The 18,705-nt window shown below is 47.5% G+C and carries 16 protein-coding genes; 9 read left to right on the forward strand and 7 right to left on the reverse strand.

Annotated features, from left to right (window positions below):
* The first annotated feature begins 41 nt into the window (after positions 1-41).
* The 4 genes from H4O21_RS20435 to H4O21_RS20450 all read left to right on the forward strand — a co-directional run bounded on the left by H4O21_RS20435 (position 42) and on the right by H4O21_RS20450 (position 2,658).
* Positions 42-365: a DUF7352 domain-containing protein gene (locus tag H4O21_RS20435; RefSeq protein ID WP_182810753.1), complete on the forward strand. Its 324-nt coding sequence runs from the start codon at positions 42-44 to the stop codon at positions 363-365.
* Between the two features lie 252 nt (positions 366-617).
* Positions 618-1,505 carry a phytanoyl-CoA dioxygenase family protein gene (locus tag H4O21_RS20440; RefSeq protein WP_182810754.1) on the forward strand — a complete coding sequence of 296 codons (888 nt, stop codon included), beginning with the start codon at positions 618-620 and terminating at the stop codon, positions 1,503-1,505.
* Positions 1,484-2,005 carry a GNAT family N-acetyltransferase gene (locus H4O21_RS20445; protein WP_182810755.1) on the forward strand — a complete coding sequence of 174 codons (522 nt, stop codon included), beginning with the start codon at positions 1,484-1,486 and terminating at the stop codon, positions 2,003-2,005. Before H4O21_RS20440 ends, H4O21_RS20445 begins: the two co-directional genes overlap by 22 nt.
* A gap of 113 nt (positions 2,006-2,118) precedes the next feature.
* The gene (locus tag H4O21_RS20450; RefSeq protein ID WP_255487394.1) at positions 2,119-2,658 is read left to right on the forward strand and encodes a deoxycytidylate deaminase; all 540 of its coding nucleotides are present in this window, start codon (positions 2,119-2,121) and stop codon (positions 2,656-2,658) included.
* A 121-nt stretch (positions 2,659-2,779) separates the two neighbouring features.
* On the opposite strand, the gene H4O21_RS20455 is transcribed toward H4O21_RS20450, so the two are convergent.
* Together H4O21_RS20455 and H4O21_RS20460 are read right to left on the reverse strand one after the other, a co-directional pair.
* Positions 2,780-4,105, reverse strand: a complete 1,326-nt coding sequence (locus H4O21_RS20455) for a hypothetical protein (protein WP_182810756.1) — start codon at positions 4,103-4,105, stop codon at positions 2,780-2,782.
* A gap of 201 nt (positions 4,106-4,306) precedes the next feature.
* Positions 4,307-5,452, reverse strand: coding sequence for a trans-sulfuration enzyme family protein (locus tag H4O21_RS20460; RefSeq protein ID WP_182810757.1), 1,146 nt, complete (start codon positions 5,450-5,452; stop codon positions 4,307-4,309).
* 285 nt (positions 5,453-5,737) lie between these two features.
* Between H4O21_RS20460 and H4O21_RS20465 the strand changes: the two genes are divergently transcribed.
* Both H4O21_RS20465 and H4O21_RS20470 read left to right on the forward strand, forming a co-directional pair.
* Complete coding sequence (locus H4O21_RS20465; protein WP_182810758.1) at positions 5,738-6,136, forward strand: Fur family transcriptional regulator; 399 nt, start codon at positions 5,738-5,740, stop codon at positions 6,134-6,136.
* A 277-nt stretch (positions 6,137-6,413) separates the two neighbouring features.
* Positions 6,414-7,409: a cytochrome-c peroxidase gene (locus H4O21_RS20470; protein ID WP_182810759.1), complete on the forward strand. Its 996-nt coding sequence runs from the start codon at positions 6,414-6,416 to the stop codon at positions 7,407-7,409.
* 103 nt (positions 7,410-7,512) lie between these two features.
* Here H4O21_RS20470 and H4O21_RS20475 read toward each other — a convergent pair whose 3' ends face one another.
* Both H4O21_RS20475 and H4O21_RS20480 read right to left on the reverse strand, forming a co-directional pair.
* Positions 7,513-8,430: a LysR family transcriptional regulator gene (locus H4O21_RS20475; RefSeq protein WP_182810760.1), complete on the reverse strand. Its 918-nt coding sequence runs from the start codon at positions 8,428-8,430 to the stop codon at positions 7,513-7,515.
* Positions 8,431-8,692: 262 nt separating this feature from the next.
* On the reverse strand, positions 8,693-9,640 hold the full coding sequence (locus tag H4O21_RS20480; RefSeq protein WP_182810761.1) for a LysR substrate-binding domain-containing protein: 948 nt from the start codon (positions 9,638-9,640) through the stop codon (positions 8,693-8,695).
* A gap of 65 nt (positions 9,641-9,705) precedes the next feature.
* On the opposite strand from H4O21_RS20480, the gene H4O21_RS20485 reads away from it, so the two are divergent.
* The 3 genes from H4O21_RS20485 (at position 9,706) to H4O21_RS20495 (ending at position 14,379) form a co-directional block, all read left to right on the forward strand.
* Positions 9,706-10,674, forward strand: a complete 969-nt coding sequence (locus H4O21_RS20485) for a carbon-nitrogen hydrolase family protein (protein ID WP_255487395.1) — start codon at positions 9,706-9,708, stop codon at positions 10,672-10,674.
* 184 nt (positions 10,675-10,858) lie between these two features.
* Positions 10,859-13,012 (forward strand): 4Fe-4S binding protein, encoded by a 2,154-nt coding sequence (locus H4O21_RS20490; protein ID WP_182810762.1) that lies wholly within the window; start codon positions 10,859-10,861, stop codon positions 13,010-13,012.
* A 326-nt stretch (positions 13,013-13,338) separates the two neighbouring features.
* The gene (locus H4O21_RS20495) at positions 13,339-14,379 is read left to right on the forward strand and encodes an SEL1-like repeat protein (protein WP_182810763.1); all 1,041 of its coding nucleotides are present in this window, start codon (positions 13,339-13,341) and stop codon (positions 14,377-14,379) included.
* An 85-nt stretch (positions 14,380-14,464) separates the two neighbouring features.
* Here the strand turns inward: H4O21_RS20495 and H4O21_RS20500 are convergent, their stop codons facing one another.
* The 3 genes from H4O21_RS20500 to H4O21_RS20510 all read right to left on the reverse strand — a co-directional run bounded on the left by H4O21_RS20500 (position 14,465) and on the right by H4O21_RS20510 (position 18,258).
* Positions 14,465-15,853 (reverse strand): DUF3482 domain-containing protein, encoded by a 1,389-nt coding sequence (locus tag H4O21_RS20500; protein ID WP_220495771.1) that lies wholly within the window; start codon positions 15,851-15,853, stop codon positions 14,465-14,467.
* Between the two features lie 28 nt (positions 15,854-15,881).
* Positions 15,882-17,363: a DUF2868 domain-containing protein gene (locus H4O21_RS20505; protein ID WP_182810765.1), complete on the reverse strand. Its 1,482-nt coding sequence runs from the start codon at positions 17,361-17,363 to the stop codon at positions 15,882-15,884.
* 214 nt (positions 17,364-17,577) lie between these two features.
* Positions 17,578-18,258 (reverse strand): hypothetical protein, encoded by a 681-nt coding sequence (locus H4O21_RS20510; protein WP_182810766.1) that lies wholly within the window; start codon positions 18,256-18,258, stop codon positions 17,578-17,580.
* Positions 18,259-18,705 lie beyond the last annotated feature (447 nt).

Raw genomic sequence — 18,705 nt, forward strand, 5'->3', positions numbered from 1 at the left:
TCAGGCAATCTGTACTCGAAACAGGAAATGAGGTACAGGTTATGAAAACAATACTGAAATACAAAGTTAACACCGATCAGCCTCAACTGAACCTGACACTGCGTCCCGGCTTCAGAGTGGTTCGTTTTGACTATCTGCTGACAGAAAAATCGCTTTATCTGTGGATTGAGCAAACCCTGCGTCCGGATGTTCCGGAAGAAACCGTCGCGTTTAAAGTGGCGCGCACAGCAGAACCCGTACTCGATCATCTGGAGTATATCAGTACCGCTCTCGATCCTATGGGTAGTGGTGAGTGGCACTTGTACTATCAGTCAGAACAGTATCCGGAGATTACTTCTCTGAAACCGATCTCTATTGCCGCCTGATTACTCATTGTGTAACAGGTAACTGGAAGCAATCGCTTTCAGCAGGAATAACAGAGACAGAAAGCCCTGGCCTGCTGTTCACGCAGGCTGGGGCTTTTTATCGCCACCTGTTCTTCTAACAGGCTGATCCCATTAAATATCCACTTTTGACAGTATCTTCTCAGGCAAGCGTCGCATTGCATCAGGTAATTATGCGCTGAATCCGGTACAGTGCTCAGAGTCTGACTCTTAAAACCGATGACCTGAACCGATATGAAACTCTCTTATTTAACCCAGCCAATGTGTGACCAGGAACGCTCTGAGCGACTTTTCAGTGGTGAGCTGCTGATTTATCGCCAGATTCCAGCCATGCTGGAACTGATTGAACAGGCCGATGCCCGGCTGAGAACTGCCCTGGGTGGTCTGGAACCCGATACTGCCCAGCATCATTTGGGCCGGGATGAATTTCTGGATCGGACAGGCCAGGTGCAAACAGCATTTCGTAAAGATCCGGCGATGCGCGCTTTGTTTTTTGATGTGCTGAAACAGTGTGGCGTAGATATCAGCCGAACCAGCTATGATCATTTTCCTATGCGTATTGTGCCCTTTGCCAATAGTCATGATGGTGCTCAAAGAGCGGCTATTGGTCATCATAGAGACAGCTGGGGCAGTAATATTCATTGCCAGCAAAACTGGTGGGCACCGTTGTACACCCTGGAGCCACAACGCAGCATCACTTTTTACCCGGCATACTGGCATCAGCCGCTGGCCAATAATACGGCACAGTGGCGTTTCTCTGATTATCTGGCTTCCAGAAAACAAAGTGAGTCGGAACGGGCTGTCGAATATCCTTCAGCCCCCGGTCCTGCTGAACCCGTTGATGAAAGTGAAGCTGTTCAGATTATGCTGAACCCTGGTGATGTACTGAATTTTGCCAGCGCCCATCTTCATGCCAGTGCTGTTAACACCACGGATAAAACCCGTTTCAGTGTTGAAATGCGCACCATTAGTGACCATGATTTGCAGTCGGAGCGCTTTGCTCCTAACGTGGATAATCTGGGTGAGCCACCTATGTACGCCTGGTTTAAATCCATCACTACATTGCAACCCTTAGTTGTGACAGAAGCCAGGGAGCCGGTATGTCAGATCGAACCGCATTAACTCAATCCGATATCTCCCCAACTCAATCTGATACTTGCCCATTTAGCATCCGGGCAATCACCCGGGATGATCTGAGTGAGGTCAACCAGATCTGTATGGCCGCTTTTATGGGGACCGTAGCATCAGGTTTATCTGAAGAAGGTATCGGAACCTTCAAAGGCATTGCCGCAGCAGATAGTTTTGCTAAGCGCATGGATGGAGACAATGTCATTCTGGTTGCCTGTAGTGGGGCTCAGGTACAGGGCGTGATCGAACTGAAAGAAGGCCGTCATATTGCCATGCTGTTTGTCCGGCCTGATGCTCAGGGCAAGGGCATCGGACGAAAGCTGATGGCTGCTGTGCGCCCCTGGTGCCGGACAGCAATAGTGACTGTCAGCGCCTCTCTGACATCCGTATCCGCGTATGAACAATTTGGCTTTCAATGTACCGGTGAGCCCGGAGAAATTGCTGGTCTGAAGTACCAGCCGATGGAATGGCAGCTGACAGAAACAGTATTATGACAGATATCCCTGTCAGATGAATGAGTTACGCTACTCGGTGCCTGATATTTACGGTATGATGCAGAGCATATAAAAAGAATATGTAACTGTGTGCTTAGTCAGGCTTAAATTCTATGACTCACTCTGAAAATAATACCGGAATGAAAACAGACTATCTGTCGTGGCCCACTTATTTTATGTCGATCGCCTTGCTGTCTTCCTTTCGCTCTAAAGACCGGAAGACCCAGAATGGCGCCTGTATTGTCACGCCGGATAACAAGATCGTAGGTATTGGCTATAACGGCCTGCCCAATGGTTGTGATGATAAAGATCCTGACTTCTGGTCCGATGACGACGAAGATGTTTTAAGATCCAAACATACCTATGTTGTGCATGCTGAGCAGAATGCCATCTATAACAGTACGCCTTTTGACCTGAAAGGCACGGCCATTTACGCCACCCAGTTTCCCTGTCATATCTGTGCTCAGGCCATTATTCAGGTCGGGATTAAAGACGTGTTTTACCTGAGAAGAAAAAACGGTAAACACCACGAGGATTCATTTAAAGCGGTGGCAAAAATGTTTAATGCCTCGGGTGTCAGCTATACCGATATTGCTGATATTCCAGGATACGACAGTGACTATCTGGATAAAATGTCAGAGCTGGCTCCCTGATCCTTTACACCTGATTTCCTCTGACTCAATTAAGCTCACTATTCAGGATATCTCTTCTGTCAGTCAGAAGAGATATCCATTCAGTAAGATCCGTTACTTACCGTTCTGACCAGATCTTTTCTTATTGCACACCCATCAGTTCCATCAGCCAGAGCGCTGTACAGCCAATCGCCAGCATGGTCAGAGTAAAGACGGAATTCACCCTGACAATATCCCGTGCCGGAGTGTGATAACGGGCCTGCATAATAAAATTCAGTCCACTGAATGTGCTGCCTGCCATCGACAGTGCCGTGGCCAGTACGTAAGCCACTGCCATCAAGGTTGGTGTTGTGGTGACATCGGCCAGTAAACCGGCAAAAATGGCGACCACGGCCAGCTGATGCAAGCCAGCATGGGCCAGCAGCACAATTGAGCACAATACAACCGAGGCTACCAGGGCATTGGTTTCTGTAAATGGCAGAGCAATCAGTCCTGCACCGATACAGGCTTTTACTCCACCAGCCAACACACCTGCAGCCAGAAACAGAGAAATTTCAGAGCGGGCATCAGGCAGTTTTGTCCTGATATGGGTCTGAGTCATGCGAATTCCTGTGATAACCGGGTTACGCAGACACACCAGAATAAAAGGCGTCAGCATAGCAATACCGGATACAATTGCCACAGTGGGTATCTCTGGATACATCGCTGTCAGCCCCAGTACACCAACTATCATTATTGCAGGCAAGCTCAGGGCAGACGTTTTCAGCGGATAGCCATCATACTGATTCAAGTCCTGTGGATAACGTAAACGGGCATCCAGCAAACAAAGCCCTAAACCAATTACGGCCAGAGAAACAGAGTAAGGATAGATCTCATACAGTTCAGCGCCGGGCACTTGCTCCAGTACCAGCGCCAGGATACTCAGAAACGGTGACCACAATACTGCCAGACCAAATCCTCGTGACAGAATCAGCTGAGACAAAGCATCCAGCCGGTCTTTTCGTTTTACCTGATCTCCTACCATGATGACGGCAGAGAAGTTCGCAATTGCCGAAAACAGGTGCATGCCTCCCAGAGTAAAGCCAAAGCTTTTCACTCCAGTCATATCTCCACTGCGTTCCAGCCGGGTTGCCATACTGATAAAGTTAACGGCTGTTAACAGCATCACCAGTTTCAGATGTTCTCCCATCAACTCCAACAGCTTCAGTGTACTGCCCTGCCACCAGGCCCAGCTAGCAAAGGCAAAACCGATACCTGCCAGAGTAAGAATCTGCTTTCTCTGACGGGCAGGTAAACGGGGTAATTCAGCCATAACAAACAGGCAGGCCAGAACCGTCGCCTGCTGTGCGGTTTCAGCTAGTTTTAACGTATCTGCCAGAGCCAGCAGACACATCAGAAACAGTACACCGCCCGTCAGTTCAACAGATGGCCAGAACGCTCTGCCATGAGTGCTCAGTGTTGATAACATAAATAAAACACCTGTTTAGTTAATATGTTAATTAATAATATTAGCTTATTCTGGACGAAAATGACCACTGATGCTGCGGTATATTTGTTCAAAAGATTGCAGGTAGCAGGAGAGCCATGTATTGCTTGTCTGTCAGATGCAATACATGGCAAAAAAAATCATTACGGAAATGTTTTAACTGTTTGTAAATGAATAGAAAAATCAGGCCGACTCTATCGCCTGCTCCAGATCCTGAATCAGATCTTCAACATTTTCGATACCCATCGAGAAACGTAACAGGTCATCCGGCACCGGGCTATCCGGCCCTTCAATCAGGGCACGGTGTTCAACCAGACTTTCTACGCCACCCAGAGACGTTGCGCGCAGGAAGTACTTCAGTCCGCCAATAATCTTCGCTGTACGCTCAACTCCACCTTCAAAACGGATGGACAGCATACCGCCAAAACCACCTTGCATCTGCCGGGCTGCAATCTCATGCTGAGGATGTGAAGCCAGTCCGGGGTAGATCACTTCCGCCACACCTGGAAAACCTTCAAAGTGCTGTGCGAAAGCCAATGCATTTTCACAGGCTCGTTCAACACGGACGTGCATAGTCCGCATGCCTCTCAATAATAACCAGCTTTCGAACGGTCCCAGAATTCCACCATGCTGAGCCCGAATACTGCAGGCTTTTTCCCAGCGGCTGTCTTCTTTGGCCGTGATTAAAGCACCAGCGACAACATCGCTATGGCCATTGATATATTTCGTGGCGGAGTGGAAAACATAGTCAGCGCCCAGTTCAATCGGGCGAGTCAGTAAAGGCGTTGCCACAGTAGAGTCCACGACCAGCTGAGCGCCTGCGCTGTGAGCCAGCTCAGCTGCACGGGCGATATCCACCACCTGCCAGGTCGGATTTGCCGGAGTCTCAACCCAGAGCATCTGAATCGGGGCTTTGTTTACCACCCGAACCAGATCAGCCTCATCGGCCGGGTCATAAAAAGAGATCTCAATACCCCAGTCTTCACAGAAAGAGATCAGCCAGGCCCGTAAAGACCAGTACATCACGGAAGGGGCTACCAGGCGATTGCCCGGACGTAATGTCTGCACTAATGCCGTGGCTGCTGCCATACCCGACGCAAATAATTTACAGGATGCCCCTGACTCCATTTCGCAGAGTACCGCTTCTGCCATTTCAGCATTAACACTCTGATCTCTGGCATAAATGCGGCTGCTGTCGTACAGATTCCCCTGTTCATCACGGGCAAAGGTTGTGGAAGGTTGAATGGGCGGAACCACAGCCCCTGTTTTCTGATCAAGGTAATGACCGGCCTGTGCCAGAAGGGTCTCTGTTTTTATTTTACCGCCCATAAAATACTCCTGATTCTTTTATAAAGTCAGAAGCTTAGCGTGAACACTTGCTAATGAACAAGCGTTAAGAATGTTCTGTCTCTGGGACTTTACAGAACCGAGGCCACGAAGTTGACGTTATCGGATCGTCTGCGCAAATGCAGAGAATGTGATTATCCAGGATGGAATAAACAAATATATATCACCTGGTGCTTCAGGAAGCGTTTTCAATGGGCGCTGTTGCATAGTTTTTAACAGTGAAATCTTCTACAATGCTTTGATATATGACAGTCAATGAATAAAAAAATGACATCTACTCATGCCTTAAAACTGAAAAACTCGGGTGTTTACCCTACTGCCCAACGTTTAGCCATAGCTGATATGCTGTTTGATCGGCACCAGCACTTTACTGCTGATTCACTGCAGGAAGCCCTGATATTCAATGGCATTAAAGTGTCTAAAGCGACTGTATATAACACTCTGAAGCTTTTTGTCGAAAAAGGTCTGGTTAATGAATTGGTGATTGATAGCCAGAAGTGCTTTTACGACACTAATACCAGCCATCACCATCATTTCTATAATATTGATACTGGCGAACTGACTGATATAGAGAGTATCACTCCTAAGATGCTGGAGAGCCTGAGTATTCCGGAAGGCACTACTATTGATAATATTGATCTGGTTGTTCGGCTTCGTAATCATTAGATCTTTGTCTGGAATGATCAAATCATAGGTGGAGACTGTCTTATCGACAATTCATTATTTTTTCCTTTCATATAGTTAAGATTAATAAATATTAATACTACCTTATATTTTTTGATGTATATCATCTTTTTATAGTTAGACTTAGTCTAAATTTAAACCTTGTATTGAAGGGGGCTTAATTGATCAGTAAGCCCCCGATAAAGATGAGGATCTGCCGCCAGTGCTAGCCTGGTTATCAGCTCTGTTTGATTAACGTTGTATCTGTAAGGTGAGAGCCATGTTAGTAAAGAAGAAAGCAGGATGTCTTCTGGCAGGAATGATGCTATTTCCCATGATAAGCTATGCTAGTGAACCTGTGGAGCCAATTAAACCTGTAACGAATGTCAATCTGGACGAAGTGGAGTTAGGCAAAAAACTGTACTTTGATCCTCGTCTGTCAAAATCTGGATTTATATCCTGTAATTCATGCCATAACCTCAGTATGGGAGGCACGGATAACCTGAAAACGTCAATTGGTCATAATTGGCAACAAGGCCCTATTAATTCCCCGACCGTACTGAACTCAAGTCTGAATCTGGCACAATTCTGGGATGGCAGGGCTGCAGATTTAAAAGAGCAGGCCGGAGGCCCTATTGCGAATCCTAAGGAGATGGCATTCACGCATATGCTGGCTGTCGATGTCCTTAAATCTATACCTGAATATGCCAGCGAGTTTAAGCGGGTCTTTGGTTCCGATCAGATTGACATCGATAATGTAACCCAGGCTATTGCCGAATTTGAAAAAACACTAGTCACGCCTAACTCTCGTTTTGACCAGTGGCTGCTGGGCGATCAGCAGGCGATTACCAGCTACGAACACGAGGGGTACCAAATTTTTAAAACATCAGGATGTGTAGCCTGTCACAATGGTGAAGCGCTGGGTGGTAACTCGTTCCAGAAAATGGGGCTGGTTCAACCATATAAAACCAGCAACTCAGCTGAAGGACTCGCTGGCGTAACTGGAAAAGATGCCGATCGTTTTAAATTTAAAGTACCTACTCTGCGTAATGTTGAGCTGACCTACCCATATTTCCACGATGGTGAGGCTGAAACTCTTCAGGAGGCTGTCGATCTGATGGCAAAACTCCAGCTTGGACGGACATTTTCTACCGATGAAAACGCTAAGGTGGTTGCATTTCTAAGAACTCTGACCGGAGATCAGCCCAGCTTTGTGTTGCCTCAGCTACCACCCTCAACCAGTAAAACCCCTCGTCCAGAGCCTTTTGATAACTAAATCAGTCTGGTCGGGTAACGTCTGAGAATACAAGCAGGGCTTCTGTATTTCTTCTGTAAAGTAACAATGCAGAATAATAGATCACGGCAGCTCCCCAGGTAACTCAGGGCTCAGCAAAATGTGCTGTCAGTCTGGTCATTACGGTATCAAACCGGGCTGGCAGTATACGATGACGTTTAGTCACCAGATATAAAGGCTCACTCACCGGGTTGGCAGGTTGGAACAATTCCAGCTTTTCTGGCTCTGCAAAACTATCCACAGCGCTTTCAGGTAGTACAGTAAATCCCAGACCCTTAGCAACAGGCAGCAAAATCTGACTGAGTTGATTGATATAACCTGCCACTGGCAGCTGATCCGGGTTAAGTTCATTCAGTGCTGGAATACCAGCCTGATGACAATACAGTGACAGATAATGCAGTACATCAGGGTGGTGAATCATACCCAGAGTTTTCAACTTGTGCGTAATCCCATCAGATATCTGCTCATTCACAACTGCTGACTTTCTATGGCTGGCCGGAAGAATAAGACACAGAGGCTCATGCCCGATCTCCCGGACGCTTAGTAAGCCTGTTGCTGGTAACTGAGTCACAATACCCAGATCAATAGTTCCCTGTTGAACATCAGTGATAATTCGATAGTTAGGGGCGACTTCCAGCTGGACCGTTAATCCGGGGTAACGGCACTGCAAGTCCAGCAATACCGGATATAACTGGAGAGCCATAGCACCGGAGCAGGCCAGGCGATAGCTGCCTGATTCGGGATCATCAAAGTTCAGCTGTTCCAATAAATCCTCTTCATTACGTTCCAGTTGCCCGGCGTACAGATACACCTGATGTCCCTGCTCTGTCAGTTCAAAGCTTTTTTTATCACGACGAATCAATGAGTGACCACAGGCCTCTTCCAGTTTGCGTACATGCTGACTGACACCAGGCTGTGTCATACAGAGTTGCTCTGCGGTACGGGTAAAGTGGCCTGTTTCAATCAGGGTACGAAATGTTTTAAGCCAGACAGGGTTCAGCATAAGATTCTTCTGTATCAGCCTTCATCGGATAAATTCTTCTCAGACCCGGATTATATTGCAGCCAAAGAGCAATACTTCGAATCATCGGTGCGTTACACTACCATCATTGCCGGGTATGAAAAGCAGAGCTGACAGCCATGTAAATAGTTCTGAGGATATTGCCGTATCTATCTGATTCTGAAAGATAATATATGGCCTGACCTGGTTTTATATATACTGGTTCTGTAAGCCTGTCTGTCATTCTGATATGTCATATCAAAGACTATTTCTGAAAATAATCACTCAGATAGCCTGCAACAATATCTCTGACCAGCATCAGGGCGGGATCCCTTACTGCATCATAGTGCCAGCATAAATCTACGGAAAACTCAGCCATACGTACAGGACAGGGCGATAAACTCAGAGAACTTTTTTCTGCCACAGCGCGTGCTGCAAAATCAGGAATAGTACATAACGCATCTGTGCCTTTTAACAGGAAAGGAACGGCTGCGAAATGACTGCTGGACATTTGTACAGTTCGCTTCAGATTCATCTCCTCCAGCGCATCATCTACAGCTCCGGTAAGGCCAGAAAATGAGATCAGCAGGTGCTTTCGTGCGACAAACTCTTCCAGTCGAATCACTTCTGAACCCTGACGGTAATCCGGATCATACAGGCAAAGATAGCCTGCCTGCCCCAGAGTCTGACGACGAATCCGGCTGTCTTTGATACTACCACCGGTAATTGCCAGATCCACCTGATGCGTCATGATCGACTGTTCAACCCGTTCACGATTTGTCTGCTGAAACACAACGTGAAATCCGGGAGCCTGCTGCTGAATCAGTTGTACCAGCTGACGACCAAAGGCAATTTCATAATCATCGGATAGCCCCAGGGTAATCGTTCTGACCTGCTGGCGTATATCGCTTTCCAGACGCGGAGACAGAGAAAGCTCTATTTTATCCAGTGCATCCTGTATTACCGGGCGCAGTAACACTGCCCGTGCCGTGGGCTTCATGCCAGCCTGGGTACGCTCAAACAGCGGGTCATCGTATACCTGACGCAAACGTTTCAATGCGGCACTAACCGCCGGTTGTCCAAGGCACAGCTTTTCTGCTGCACGGGTCACATTCTGCTCCTGGTACAGCATCAGAAATACCTTCAGCAGGTTCAGATCGATATTTGCCAGATTAAAATGATTAATAACTGAAACCTCTGCTATCAATTTCATTGCTTTTGTCTGGCTCAGTATAGTGTTTTCAGATAAAGAAAACAGACAACACAGAGGTCTCTATCATGTCGAATAAGAAAAAGATGGATAAACGTCAGGAGAAAATGACCGCTAATACGCTGACCGTTGCTGCATTGCAGCTGGGTTCAGACAATCGCGGCACTCAGGCGACACTGGAAAATATCCTGAGCTATAAAGATCAGATTCGTGATACCGGTTGCAAACTGGTGGTCATGCCTGAAGCATTACTGGGAGGGTATCCTAAAGGGCAGGATTTTGGTGCTCGAATAGGCTATCGCACTCAGCAAGGGCGGGATGATTATCTGGCTTACTGGCAGCAGGCGATCACAACCGACGGCCCGGAAGTGAAAGCATTGTGTGCTCTGGCAAAAGACACCTGTTGTAATCTGGTCGTAGGCGCCATTGAAAAGGCTGGCACCAGCTTGTATTGCTCTGTTTTATATCTGTCAGATCAGGGGGAGTTAGTCGGCAAACATCGAAAACTGATGCCTACGGCCAGTGAGCGTCTGGTCTGGGCTCAGGGAGATGGTTCGACATTGCCGGTACTGGATACCAGTGCCGGACGTATCAGTGGTGCTATCTGCTGGGAAAACTATATGCCTGCTTTGCGTCAGTCACTTTATGCTCAGGGGGTAGAGATCTGGTGTGTATCGACAGTGGATGATAGAGAGATCTGGCAGGCCAGTATGCGTCATATTGCTTACGAAGGGCGTATGTTTCTGATCAGTGCCTGCCAGTATCAGCCTTCACCGGAAGAACAGGGCATCAATACGGAATGGCCGGATCAGCAAACTCTGATTCGTGGTGGCAGTGTGATCATCTCACCTATGGGCGATATTCTGGCTGGACCTGTCTGTGAACAGGAAGGGCTGATCACCGCAGAAATTAATCTGAATGAGATTGTCAAAGCCCGTTATGACCTGGATGTATCAGGACATTATGCTCGCAACGATATTTTTCAGCTGACAGTAGATGCCCGAAGTAAGCCCGGAGTCAGCTTCAATGAACAGTAGTACTTTCTCAATCAGATCCAGATGATTAAACCGCCTTAATGGTATTGAATTTACGATATAAGAATGGATCAATTCTTCATATCAATTAAGACTAAAGTACAGTTAAAGTTGCTCCTTTACGGCTATATAGCCGCTACTCCCTGCTGCGTGATACTCAGGTGACATCTATCAGGGAGTAGCACTTATGCAAGTGTTCAGAGTTCTGGCGCTGTTTTTTTTATGTCTTGCGCCATGGTTACCGGTTAAAGCTGAACAGGCTCAGCCCGCTCCAGCGGAGATGAGAGGCCTGATCAAACAGCTTTTCCCGGAAGCTACCGAAATTAAAGCACCGACTGATGAAGTCGCTGTCTGGCAGGTTTATCAGGTGACAGAAGTCATTGGGTACGCCTATCTGTCCGGGGATTATATTAAGTTACCCGGTTTTTCCGGTGCACCTTATCAACTGCTGATCGGTATTGAGCACAATGGTCTGTACAGAGGGGTTCATGTCGTTGAGCAGCATGAACCTATTTTTCTGCATGGTTTAGGTACAGGGCCGATGAATGACTTTGCCGCCCAGTATCCGACACTGGATATCCGGCGCACTATCAAAATTACCAGTGCCACAGTACGTAATAAGACCTCAGGGGCCAACCAGTATATTGATGGTATTACCAAAGCCACGGTATCGGCTATTGTGTTGAACGAAACCGTTATGCTGTCAGCGCAGAAGGTAGCGCAGGATATCGGTATTATTCCGTTACTCCGGCCTCCCGCTACAGTTAAAACAGAACACTTTGAAGCGCTGAACTGGCAGAAATTACTGGATCAGGGCATGATCCAGCGTCTGCAATTAAGTTATGACCAGCTGGAGCAGGCCTTTTCTGATACCAGTGCCGATGGTCTGGGCGACGAACCGGTCGGTGATAATGATCAGGTTGCGGATCTGTATTTTGCCTACCTGAATGTACCCAGTATTGGTCGTTATCTCTTAGGTGATGCCGGTTATCAGCGCCTGATGCAGGAAGAGCTGAAAACTGGCGAACATGCCATTGCTGTGATATCTGTTGGCCCTTACTCCGTATTGGGTGATGAGTTTGTTCCTGGTACACCTCCAGACCGTTTAGCTGTTTATCAGAATGATCAGCAAATTGGCTTACGGGATATCGACTTCTTACGGGACCCGGATCGTCTGCTGGAGATTGAAGGCCAGTTATCAGCTGAAGTACCGGAGTTTGAAGAGTACCAGGTGTTTCGTATTAAAGCCGCTGCACCATTTGATCCGGCTTCCCAGTGGAAACTGGCGTTGATGGTCACTCGTTCTCCGGGTTATCTGCGCGATGATGTGGTCAAAGAGTTTCATGGTCAGTATCAGCTACCGGAGCGCTTTTTTGATATCCCGGATATGAGTGCTTCACAGCCAGAACCTTTGTGGAAGCAGATCTGGCGGGATCGTCAGGAGCGCATTATTGCTCTGCTGGCGGGGCTGGTGGTTCTGACATCAATTATCTTTGCTCATCGCTGGCTGACAGCTCAGCCAAAACTATTTCAGGCAGTACGCTGGGGCTTTCTGGTCTACACTCTGGTGTTTATCGGTTATATCACTCAAGGCCAGCTATCCATTACCAACGTATTTACTATCGCTCAGGTCATTACCGGCAGTGCCAATAGCGATATTCTACTGCTTGATCCGGTGATCTTTATCCTGTGGTGTTATGTACTGGTTACCCTGGTGATCTGGGGGAGGGGTTACTTCTGTGGCTGGTTATGCCCGTTTGGAGTACTGCAGGAAATGGCCGCCTGGCTGGGAGAGAAAAAGCTGCGCCTGAAACAGAAACGGGTGCCATTTGCCCTGCATCAGAAGCTCTGGAAACTGAAATATCTGATCTTCACAGCCCTGGTCGTCACCAGCTTAACCTCAGTTGGCACCGCTGAGCAGGCAGCTGAAGTGGAGCCATTCAAAACCGCCATTACTATGGGGTTCGTCCGGGAATGGCCGTTTGTCATTTATGCGATGCTCTTGCTGATTGCCGGATTGTATCTGCATAAGCCTTTCTGCCGCTATCTGTGCCCTCTGGGAGCGGGTTTTGCCATCTTTGGGCGTTTCCACCTGCTACGCTGGCTGCCTCGTCGGAAGGCCTGCGGTTCTCCCTGTAAACTCTGTAATCATCGTTGTGGTATTAAAGCGATCCATCCGGATGGCCAGATTGATTATAACGAGTGTATCCAGTGTCTGGAGTGTGAAGTGATCTATCATGATGATAAGCAATGCGTTCCTTTGATTACTGCCAGCCGTAAGACAAAAGCCGTCCATAAAAGCAAACCGGATCAGGTGATTGCCCGTTCCGTCAGTGAGTAATTGCTGTCATCTTCTCTATCTCAGGCAAAATTATTCTTAAGGCCGGAGCCCGCTGTATATACAGTGGGCTTTTAATCAGTACATATCATTGATAATTCCCTTGTAAATGTTGGGTTTCTTCGAAAATTAGTTGAAATGAAACCTGTATTGTGACCAGATGTAATTCAGCATCAGTCATCCGGATTTTGCCGAAATAAGCCATGTCAGAGAACATCGCCGTCATATACAGTCCGGAGTTTTGTCTATACTTATCTATTGAATGAAACACCGGATTAAATCAAATCGTTTTTGTGTCTCGTTCTGATTATTCTGACAGGTTGAGTCTTATGTTACGCCCTCTATTAGTAAGCTGTTTATGTCTGACCGGGCTGCCTCTTTTTGCCAGTACCAGTGACAGTACCCCTTATAAGGAGTTGCCTCCCCAGACATTGCATATGGATCGGGAGTCCGCGGGCAAAGGGAATGCTGAATCGATGGCTAAGATGGGCTGGATCTATCAGAAAGGCATTGGTGTTTTACCGGATGATATGACCGCCATTGATTGGTATAGCCGGGCTGCGGCAAAAGGAAATGCTGATGCAATGACCAACATGGGATGGATGTATGCTCAGGGCAATGGCGTCGATAAGAATGACCAGAAAGCTCTGTACTGGTATGAGCAGGCTGCAGGTCTTGGTAATGCCGGAGCAATGCGTAATCTGGGATGGATGTATTTTGTCGGTCAGGGTACTGAGCAGAGCCATCATTTAGCTGCTCACTGGTATTATAGAGCAGCAGAGCAAGGTTCAGCTTCAGCTATGACAGATCTGGGCTGGATGTTTTTTGATGGCAATGGGTTTGATGCCAGTACTGATAAAGCGTTGCAATGGTTTCGTCTGGCGGCTGACAGGGGGTATGGCCGGGCGATGGCCGACCTGGGCTGGATGTACCTGATGGGGCATGGTGTTGAACAAAATGATGATATGGCTGCTTACTGGTACAGACAAGCTGCTGAGAGGGATGATGCCAGAGGCATGACCGATCTGGCCTGGATGTATGCCAATGGACGTGGTGTTGAGCAGAATGATGTGGCTGCGGTTCAATGGTATCGTAAGGCCGCTGACCAGGGCTTCACCCGAGCCATGACTAATCTGGGCTGGATGTATTATCAGGGTAAAGGTGTTGCACCCAGTTCTGTTCAGGGACTACGCTGGTTAAATCAGGCGGCAGAACAGGGCGATATTCATGCGATGACGCTATTAGGAAAAATGTACTACCAGGGCAAAGGTGTTGCGAAAAGCGAAAGCGTAGGTCTGCTCTGGTTGAATAAAGCTGCCCGTTCCGGAAGCGATGATGCTCAGGAAACGCTTGAGCAACTGGGTGGTTAACGGAGATTTATTCCAAAAACAACTGAGTTCTGTGGCGATATAAAAACCGTTTCAGAACTCAGTGCCATATTGCTCTATCCTTCACCTATTCATCAACCAGGCGTAATGCCCGAATCAGATCTGCCAGCAGCGTCATCTCTTTCTGGCTGAGTCCCTTCTGCCCTTTCAGTAATAACCGGGTGAGTTGAACTTGCTGAGTTTTACTGAGCAACTTTGTCCGGTGCGTCATGCCCCGCTCCTGCACATTAAGAAGCTGCCGCTGAGCATGATTTCTGCTACCCACGGCATCCGCAAAGTCCAGTAAACGACCCAGAATAACAAAGGCAAAACCGGTATCTTTAACTGGTCCGGCTGTCAGCATTTTTCCGGCCAGAGGAACCCCTTTAATATTAAGTGCATCTGTTTTTCGGGTGGCTGCCAGTGATGCCAGCCCGGTAACTATGCCACCGGTCAGAGCACCGGTCATCAGAGAGGCGCCACCTACTCCTGCATCAATGATCGCTCCGGACGCTGCTCCTGCAGCGGCAGATAAGGCGATCAGTTTTTTTCGATCCAGTCCGAAAATATACCAGGTGGACTGGTCGAACATATCTGGAAAATCTGCCTGTAATTGCCCTGCATCAGTCTGTAGTTGCGTCAGGGCGTACATCGCTTGTATCTGCTGACGAAAGTGCTCTTCATGCTCTCTTAATGTTTTCTGATATTGCGTAGCCAGTTGCTGTTTTAACAGGCTTTCGGTGAACTGTACGGGCACTTTAATCTGGCGTGTTTCGGACAGGATGCGCCCCAGGCTTTCTGCAATCAGATAAGCACTCTGCGCTTCCAGCTTGTTGCTATGGTCTTCTAAGTGTTGCAGGGCCTGCTCCAGTTGATGGCGCCAGGGTTCATACAGTTCCGCAAAGGCTGATAATACTGCCCGCTTTTTTTCATCATTCGCGCTCATGGGATCAAACACCCGCACGATACTGAAAAACTGCGACAGGGCGGATTGCCACTGGGGAACATAATCCGCACCGCTAATAGGATTGATCAGCGCCATACGGGGTTGCCCGGTCCATTGTAACACCGACATTTCAGCTTCATATTCTGGCGAATATGGCAAAGACCCGTCCACGACATAAATAATACCTGCACCCTGCATGACTGGAGTCAAAAGCTCAGTTTCATCCTGAAACCGGTTGCTTTCCTGAGAAGCCTGTTCAGCCAGAAAAGCCTTTACCGTTTCAGCGCGTTGAGAAGCATTGTCGGCATGCTGTTCCAGCCAGGCCAGCACCTGACGTGGTCTTTGAAAGCCCGGAGTGTCAATCAGGTGGTACAAAGGCTGACCATCAACCGAGCAGGTAAAGGATTGCGAACGAGTTGTCGTGCCTGAGATTTCCGAGATACTGACGTCATCCTGACGAGTCAGTGTCGAGACAATACTGGATTTGCCCTTATTCGGATGCCCCACTACGGCAAATTCTGGCAGATTCATTGAGTGTTTCCCACGATTAAATCGCTGATCATCCGTTTTTCCCCTCAGAACGTTCAGTATCATGCGTTAATGAAGCCATCAGGTCATGTTTGCTGGATTGCTCCAGAGGCAGTTGATGCCGGTCTGCAAAAAACTGCCAGGTTTTTAGCTGAACATCTGTGCGTTCAGCCGCAATATTCTGAGCATTAATCAGAATTAGTCTCAGCGTAACGCCTTTATCCCGAAGCTGTTCTGCTATATCTGCCAGTTCACCGGTAGGGATTTGCCAGAGATCTGCAATCAGAGCAATAGCTTCCGTTTCAACAGTGGAAAGCTGATTCAACCAGTCCTCATCAGCCTGCCATGACGCCAGTCCCAGATTATGGCGGACAGGTATCTCTGTTTCACTTAAACGCCAGCCAACCTGATAACCTGTTAATGCTGGTTCTTGAATCCGGGGCTGAGATTTGATCTCAGTTTCAGTCTGAGGCTCTTGCTGGTCAGGGCGCTTTGTTGCTTTTTCTTCTGTTTCTGTTTTAGTGGCAACAGGCATAGTGTCTTGCGGTTGATCTTCTGGTGCTTCCTCTTGCTGCAACGGATCAATAGAAACCGTATGCTGCTGATGGTTCAGAAATTGCTCCGGTACAACCGATGTTTGTATAGCCCGGCCCAGTCGGGATTTCAGCTGATAATTAAACAGTGCCATGAGTAGTAAGCGGGGTAGCAGGCCATAGGTCAGTACCGCTGCTACCACAAAAGACCAGAGTTCGGAGCTTTGTTCGGTTTGTCCTGGCTCCGCAAAAGGCTGTACGCTGAACTGGCTGGCTTCTACCACGGAAAGAGCCGGTGCCTCCAGCCATAACTGCCAGGGTAGGGCAATCCAGTGAAAGATTGCTGCCATCGTTTCATAATTCTGAATAAAGGTTGAAGACCAGTAAAAACGTATTTCCTGAAAAGTCGCAAAGACAAAAAAAGCGATAAGCCCACCCAGCACCATCAGACTGGCGCCTTGCTGAAGCTGTCGAGCCAGCCAGGGGCGAAGTAACAAGTGATTTGGCTGAAAGTCTGGCAACTGGTAACGCTCTGCGAGCCAGTGATATCCCAGTGGTGGATGACGAGGTTTTTCCGGGCTGGATGCTGCCGAGACCGCCGTTAACAATGATAATAAGCAGGGGAAAAAAGCAAATAGAAACAGGGGGAGCCAGATATTAATTATGCCTCCTGCCTGTACTGCCAGCACCCCTGACATCGTCACAGCCCCTGTAATAAGACATACCCCCCATAACCACCAGGGCAAACGTATAAGGTGCTGAGGCCTGAAAGCTTGTTGCTGCCATAATGTCAGCCATTGTTGCAGAGAAGTCGGCGTTCCAGACACTGAGGATGAGATGTCTGAACAGGCCTGTGAGTTCAGGGACAATACTTTACCCTGCTCAACAAAACGACAAAAACTTAACCAGAGAAATAAGCTAAAACTTGCGGAACGTTTCAGGAAAAATTCAGAGGCTTCTGAATCAGGAAGATGACTCATGCAGAGTAAACCTTTCAATACAGAGAAGTGTGTAAAATAACAGGGCTATTGTTTCCTTATTTTCCTGATAAAATCAAAAGGAAAATAGCCCTTTTCTGTATGGATTCAATGTGTGGCTCCTGCTGAGGTGTAAAGAGATAAAGTCGGACTACGCTGACAGCAGTAATTTAGTTGACTGATAAACGTATCAGGTCAGGATTAACACAGCTCACAATCAATACAGACGATTCAGCACAGAAAGATACCCATTGACTTTACTATTGGTCATCGCAGTGGGATTCAGGCGGTCAGCGATACGCATAGATAGCTCCAGTTTTTGCAGAGAGCTTTTGTTTTCATCGCTCATAATTTCTCCCTCTTCTGAGCGACTATAGCGGCTCAGCTCTTCAGCAATCAAACGGATATTAGCATTGGAGGAAGATGGCTGAGCACCGTTGAAGTTGCTCAGAACAGATTTAGCCTTATCCAGTGTATCCAGCAATGCATGTTCTTCATCCTGCTCTTTTAACTCCTTACTGAAACGATCCGCAAATTCCATCAGTTCTTTCAGAGTACCCTTATCTTCTCTGTCAGAGTCAGACGTTGATGCTTCTGTTGCCAGAGGTGTCAGTCTTCTGGCTTCAGCATTATTAATCAGACCGTACTCTTCCAAACGTGAAATAAATGTCGGCGTAATGCGCAGACTGCCAGGCCCATCGGCAAAAAACTCTTCATTCAGCTTCTGTATTCTCAATGCCCGGTCAGATAAGGTCACTCCCTGATTAGCAACTCTGGTTGCTGTAGCGCTGGTCTCCTGGGATTTCGCTGAGGTATCCTGAGCAGGTTTAGCCTCAACTTTCTGATGATTATCCTGCTTAATTAAGGTTTCACTACGTGTTGAATTGATGCTCAGCATTTTCCATAACCTCAGTCGAGAAATTTAAAACTGATTTTGGTTATGAAAAATATATGCCATATTTTTTAACTCATTGTTTTAATAAAAATAAGGTATGGTTCTCGCCGCATGATCAAACTCTGTCGGCGGAAAACAGATCATGTAATCAATATAATCCCTGGCAATGTCGTGCCGCAGGTATTAAGAAACGCTGTTAGTCGTCGATAAAGTGAAAAGAAACATTTCTATAAAAAGCATGTTTTTCGTTGCACTGGTTTAATCTGCGAGGTAGGTAAAGGGATATAAAGCGTCACAGTGCCTTTTGTATTTAATGGAATAGTCGCCCTGCTATGAAACAGGCCTGGCATATAGCTTTGTCGTGCTTTTGCTAACCCTCTGATTTCCCTGCTTTTGCTGCTCGTTTCAGAGCTGCTGTAACTTTTTTACAAAAAATGCACTTATTTTTGC

This window comes from Oceanospirillum sediminis, from assembly GCF_014164585.1.
GTDB lineage: Bacteria > Pseudomonadota > Gammaproteobacteria > Pseudomonadales > Halomonadaceae > Oceanospirillum > Oceanospirillum sediminis.

What these genes read in the sequence shown, in the direction of transcription:
- H4O21_RS20435 (WP_182810753.1), top strand. Translation starts at nt 42, where the DNA reads ATGAAAACAATACTGAAATACAAAGTTAACACCGATCAGCCTCAACTG.
- H4O21_RS20440 (WP_182810754.1), top strand. Translation starts at nt 618, where the DNA reads ATGAAACTCTCTTATTTAACCCAGCCAATGTGTGACCAGGAACGCTCT.
- H4O21_RS20445 (WP_182810755.1), top strand. Translation starts at nt 1,484, where the DNA reads ATGTCAGATCGAACCGCATTAACTCAATCCGATATCTCCCCAACTCAA.
- H4O21_RS20450 (WP_255487394.1), top strand. Translation starts at nt 2,119, where the DNA reads ATGACTCACTCTGAAAATAATACCGGAATGAAAACAGACTATCTGTCG.
- H4O21_RS20455 (WP_182810756.1), bottom strand. Translation starts at nt 4,105, where the DNA reads ATGTTATCAACACTGAGCACTCATGGCAGAGCGTTCTGGCCATCTGTT.
- H4O21_RS20460 (WP_182810757.1), bottom strand. Translation starts at nt 5,452, where the DNA reads ATGGGCGGTAAAATAAAAACAGAGACCCTTCTGGCACAGGCCGGTCAT.
- H4O21_RS20465 (WP_182810758.1), top strand. Translation starts at nt 5,738, where the DNA reads ATGACATCTACTCATGCCTTAAAACTGAAAAACTCGGGTGTTTACCCT.
- H4O21_RS20470 (WP_182810759.1), top strand. Translation starts at nt 6,414, where the DNA reads ATGTTAGTAAAGAAGAAAGCAGGATGTCTTCTGGCAGGAATGATGCTA.
- H4O21_RS20475 (WP_182810760.1), bottom strand. Translation starts at nt 8,430, where the DNA reads ATGCTGAACCCTGTCTGGCTTAAAACATTTCGTACCCTGATTGAAACA.
- H4O21_RS20480 (WP_182810761.1), bottom strand. Translation starts at nt 9,640, where the DNA reads ATGAAATTGATAGCAGAGGTTTCAGTTATTAATCATTTTAATCTGGCA.
- H4O21_RS20485 (WP_255487395.1), top strand. Translation starts at nt 9,706, where the DNA reads ATGTCGAATAAGAAAAAGATGGATAAACGTCAGGAGAAAATGACCGCT.
- H4O21_RS20490 (WP_182810762.1), top strand. Translation starts at nt 10,859, where the DNA reads ATGCAAGTGTTCAGAGTTCTGGCGCTGTTTTTTTTATGTCTTGCGCCA.
- H4O21_RS20495 (WP_182810763.1), top strand. Translation starts at nt 13,339, where the DNA reads ATGTTACGCCCTCTATTAGTAAGCTGTTTATGTCTGACCGGGCTGCCT.
- H4O21_RS20500 (WP_220495771.1), bottom strand. Translation starts at nt 15,853, where the DNA reads ATGAATCTGCCAGAATTTGCCGTAGTGGGGCATCCGAATAAGGGCAAA.
- H4O21_RS20505 (WP_182810765.1), bottom strand. Translation starts at nt 17,363, where the DNA reads ATGAGTCATCTTCCTGATTCAGAAGCCTCTGAATTTTTCCTGAAACGT.
- H4O21_RS20510 (WP_182810766.1), bottom strand. Translation starts at nt 18,258, where the DNA reads ATGCTGAGCATCAATTCAACACGTAGTGAAACCTTAATTAAGCAGGAT.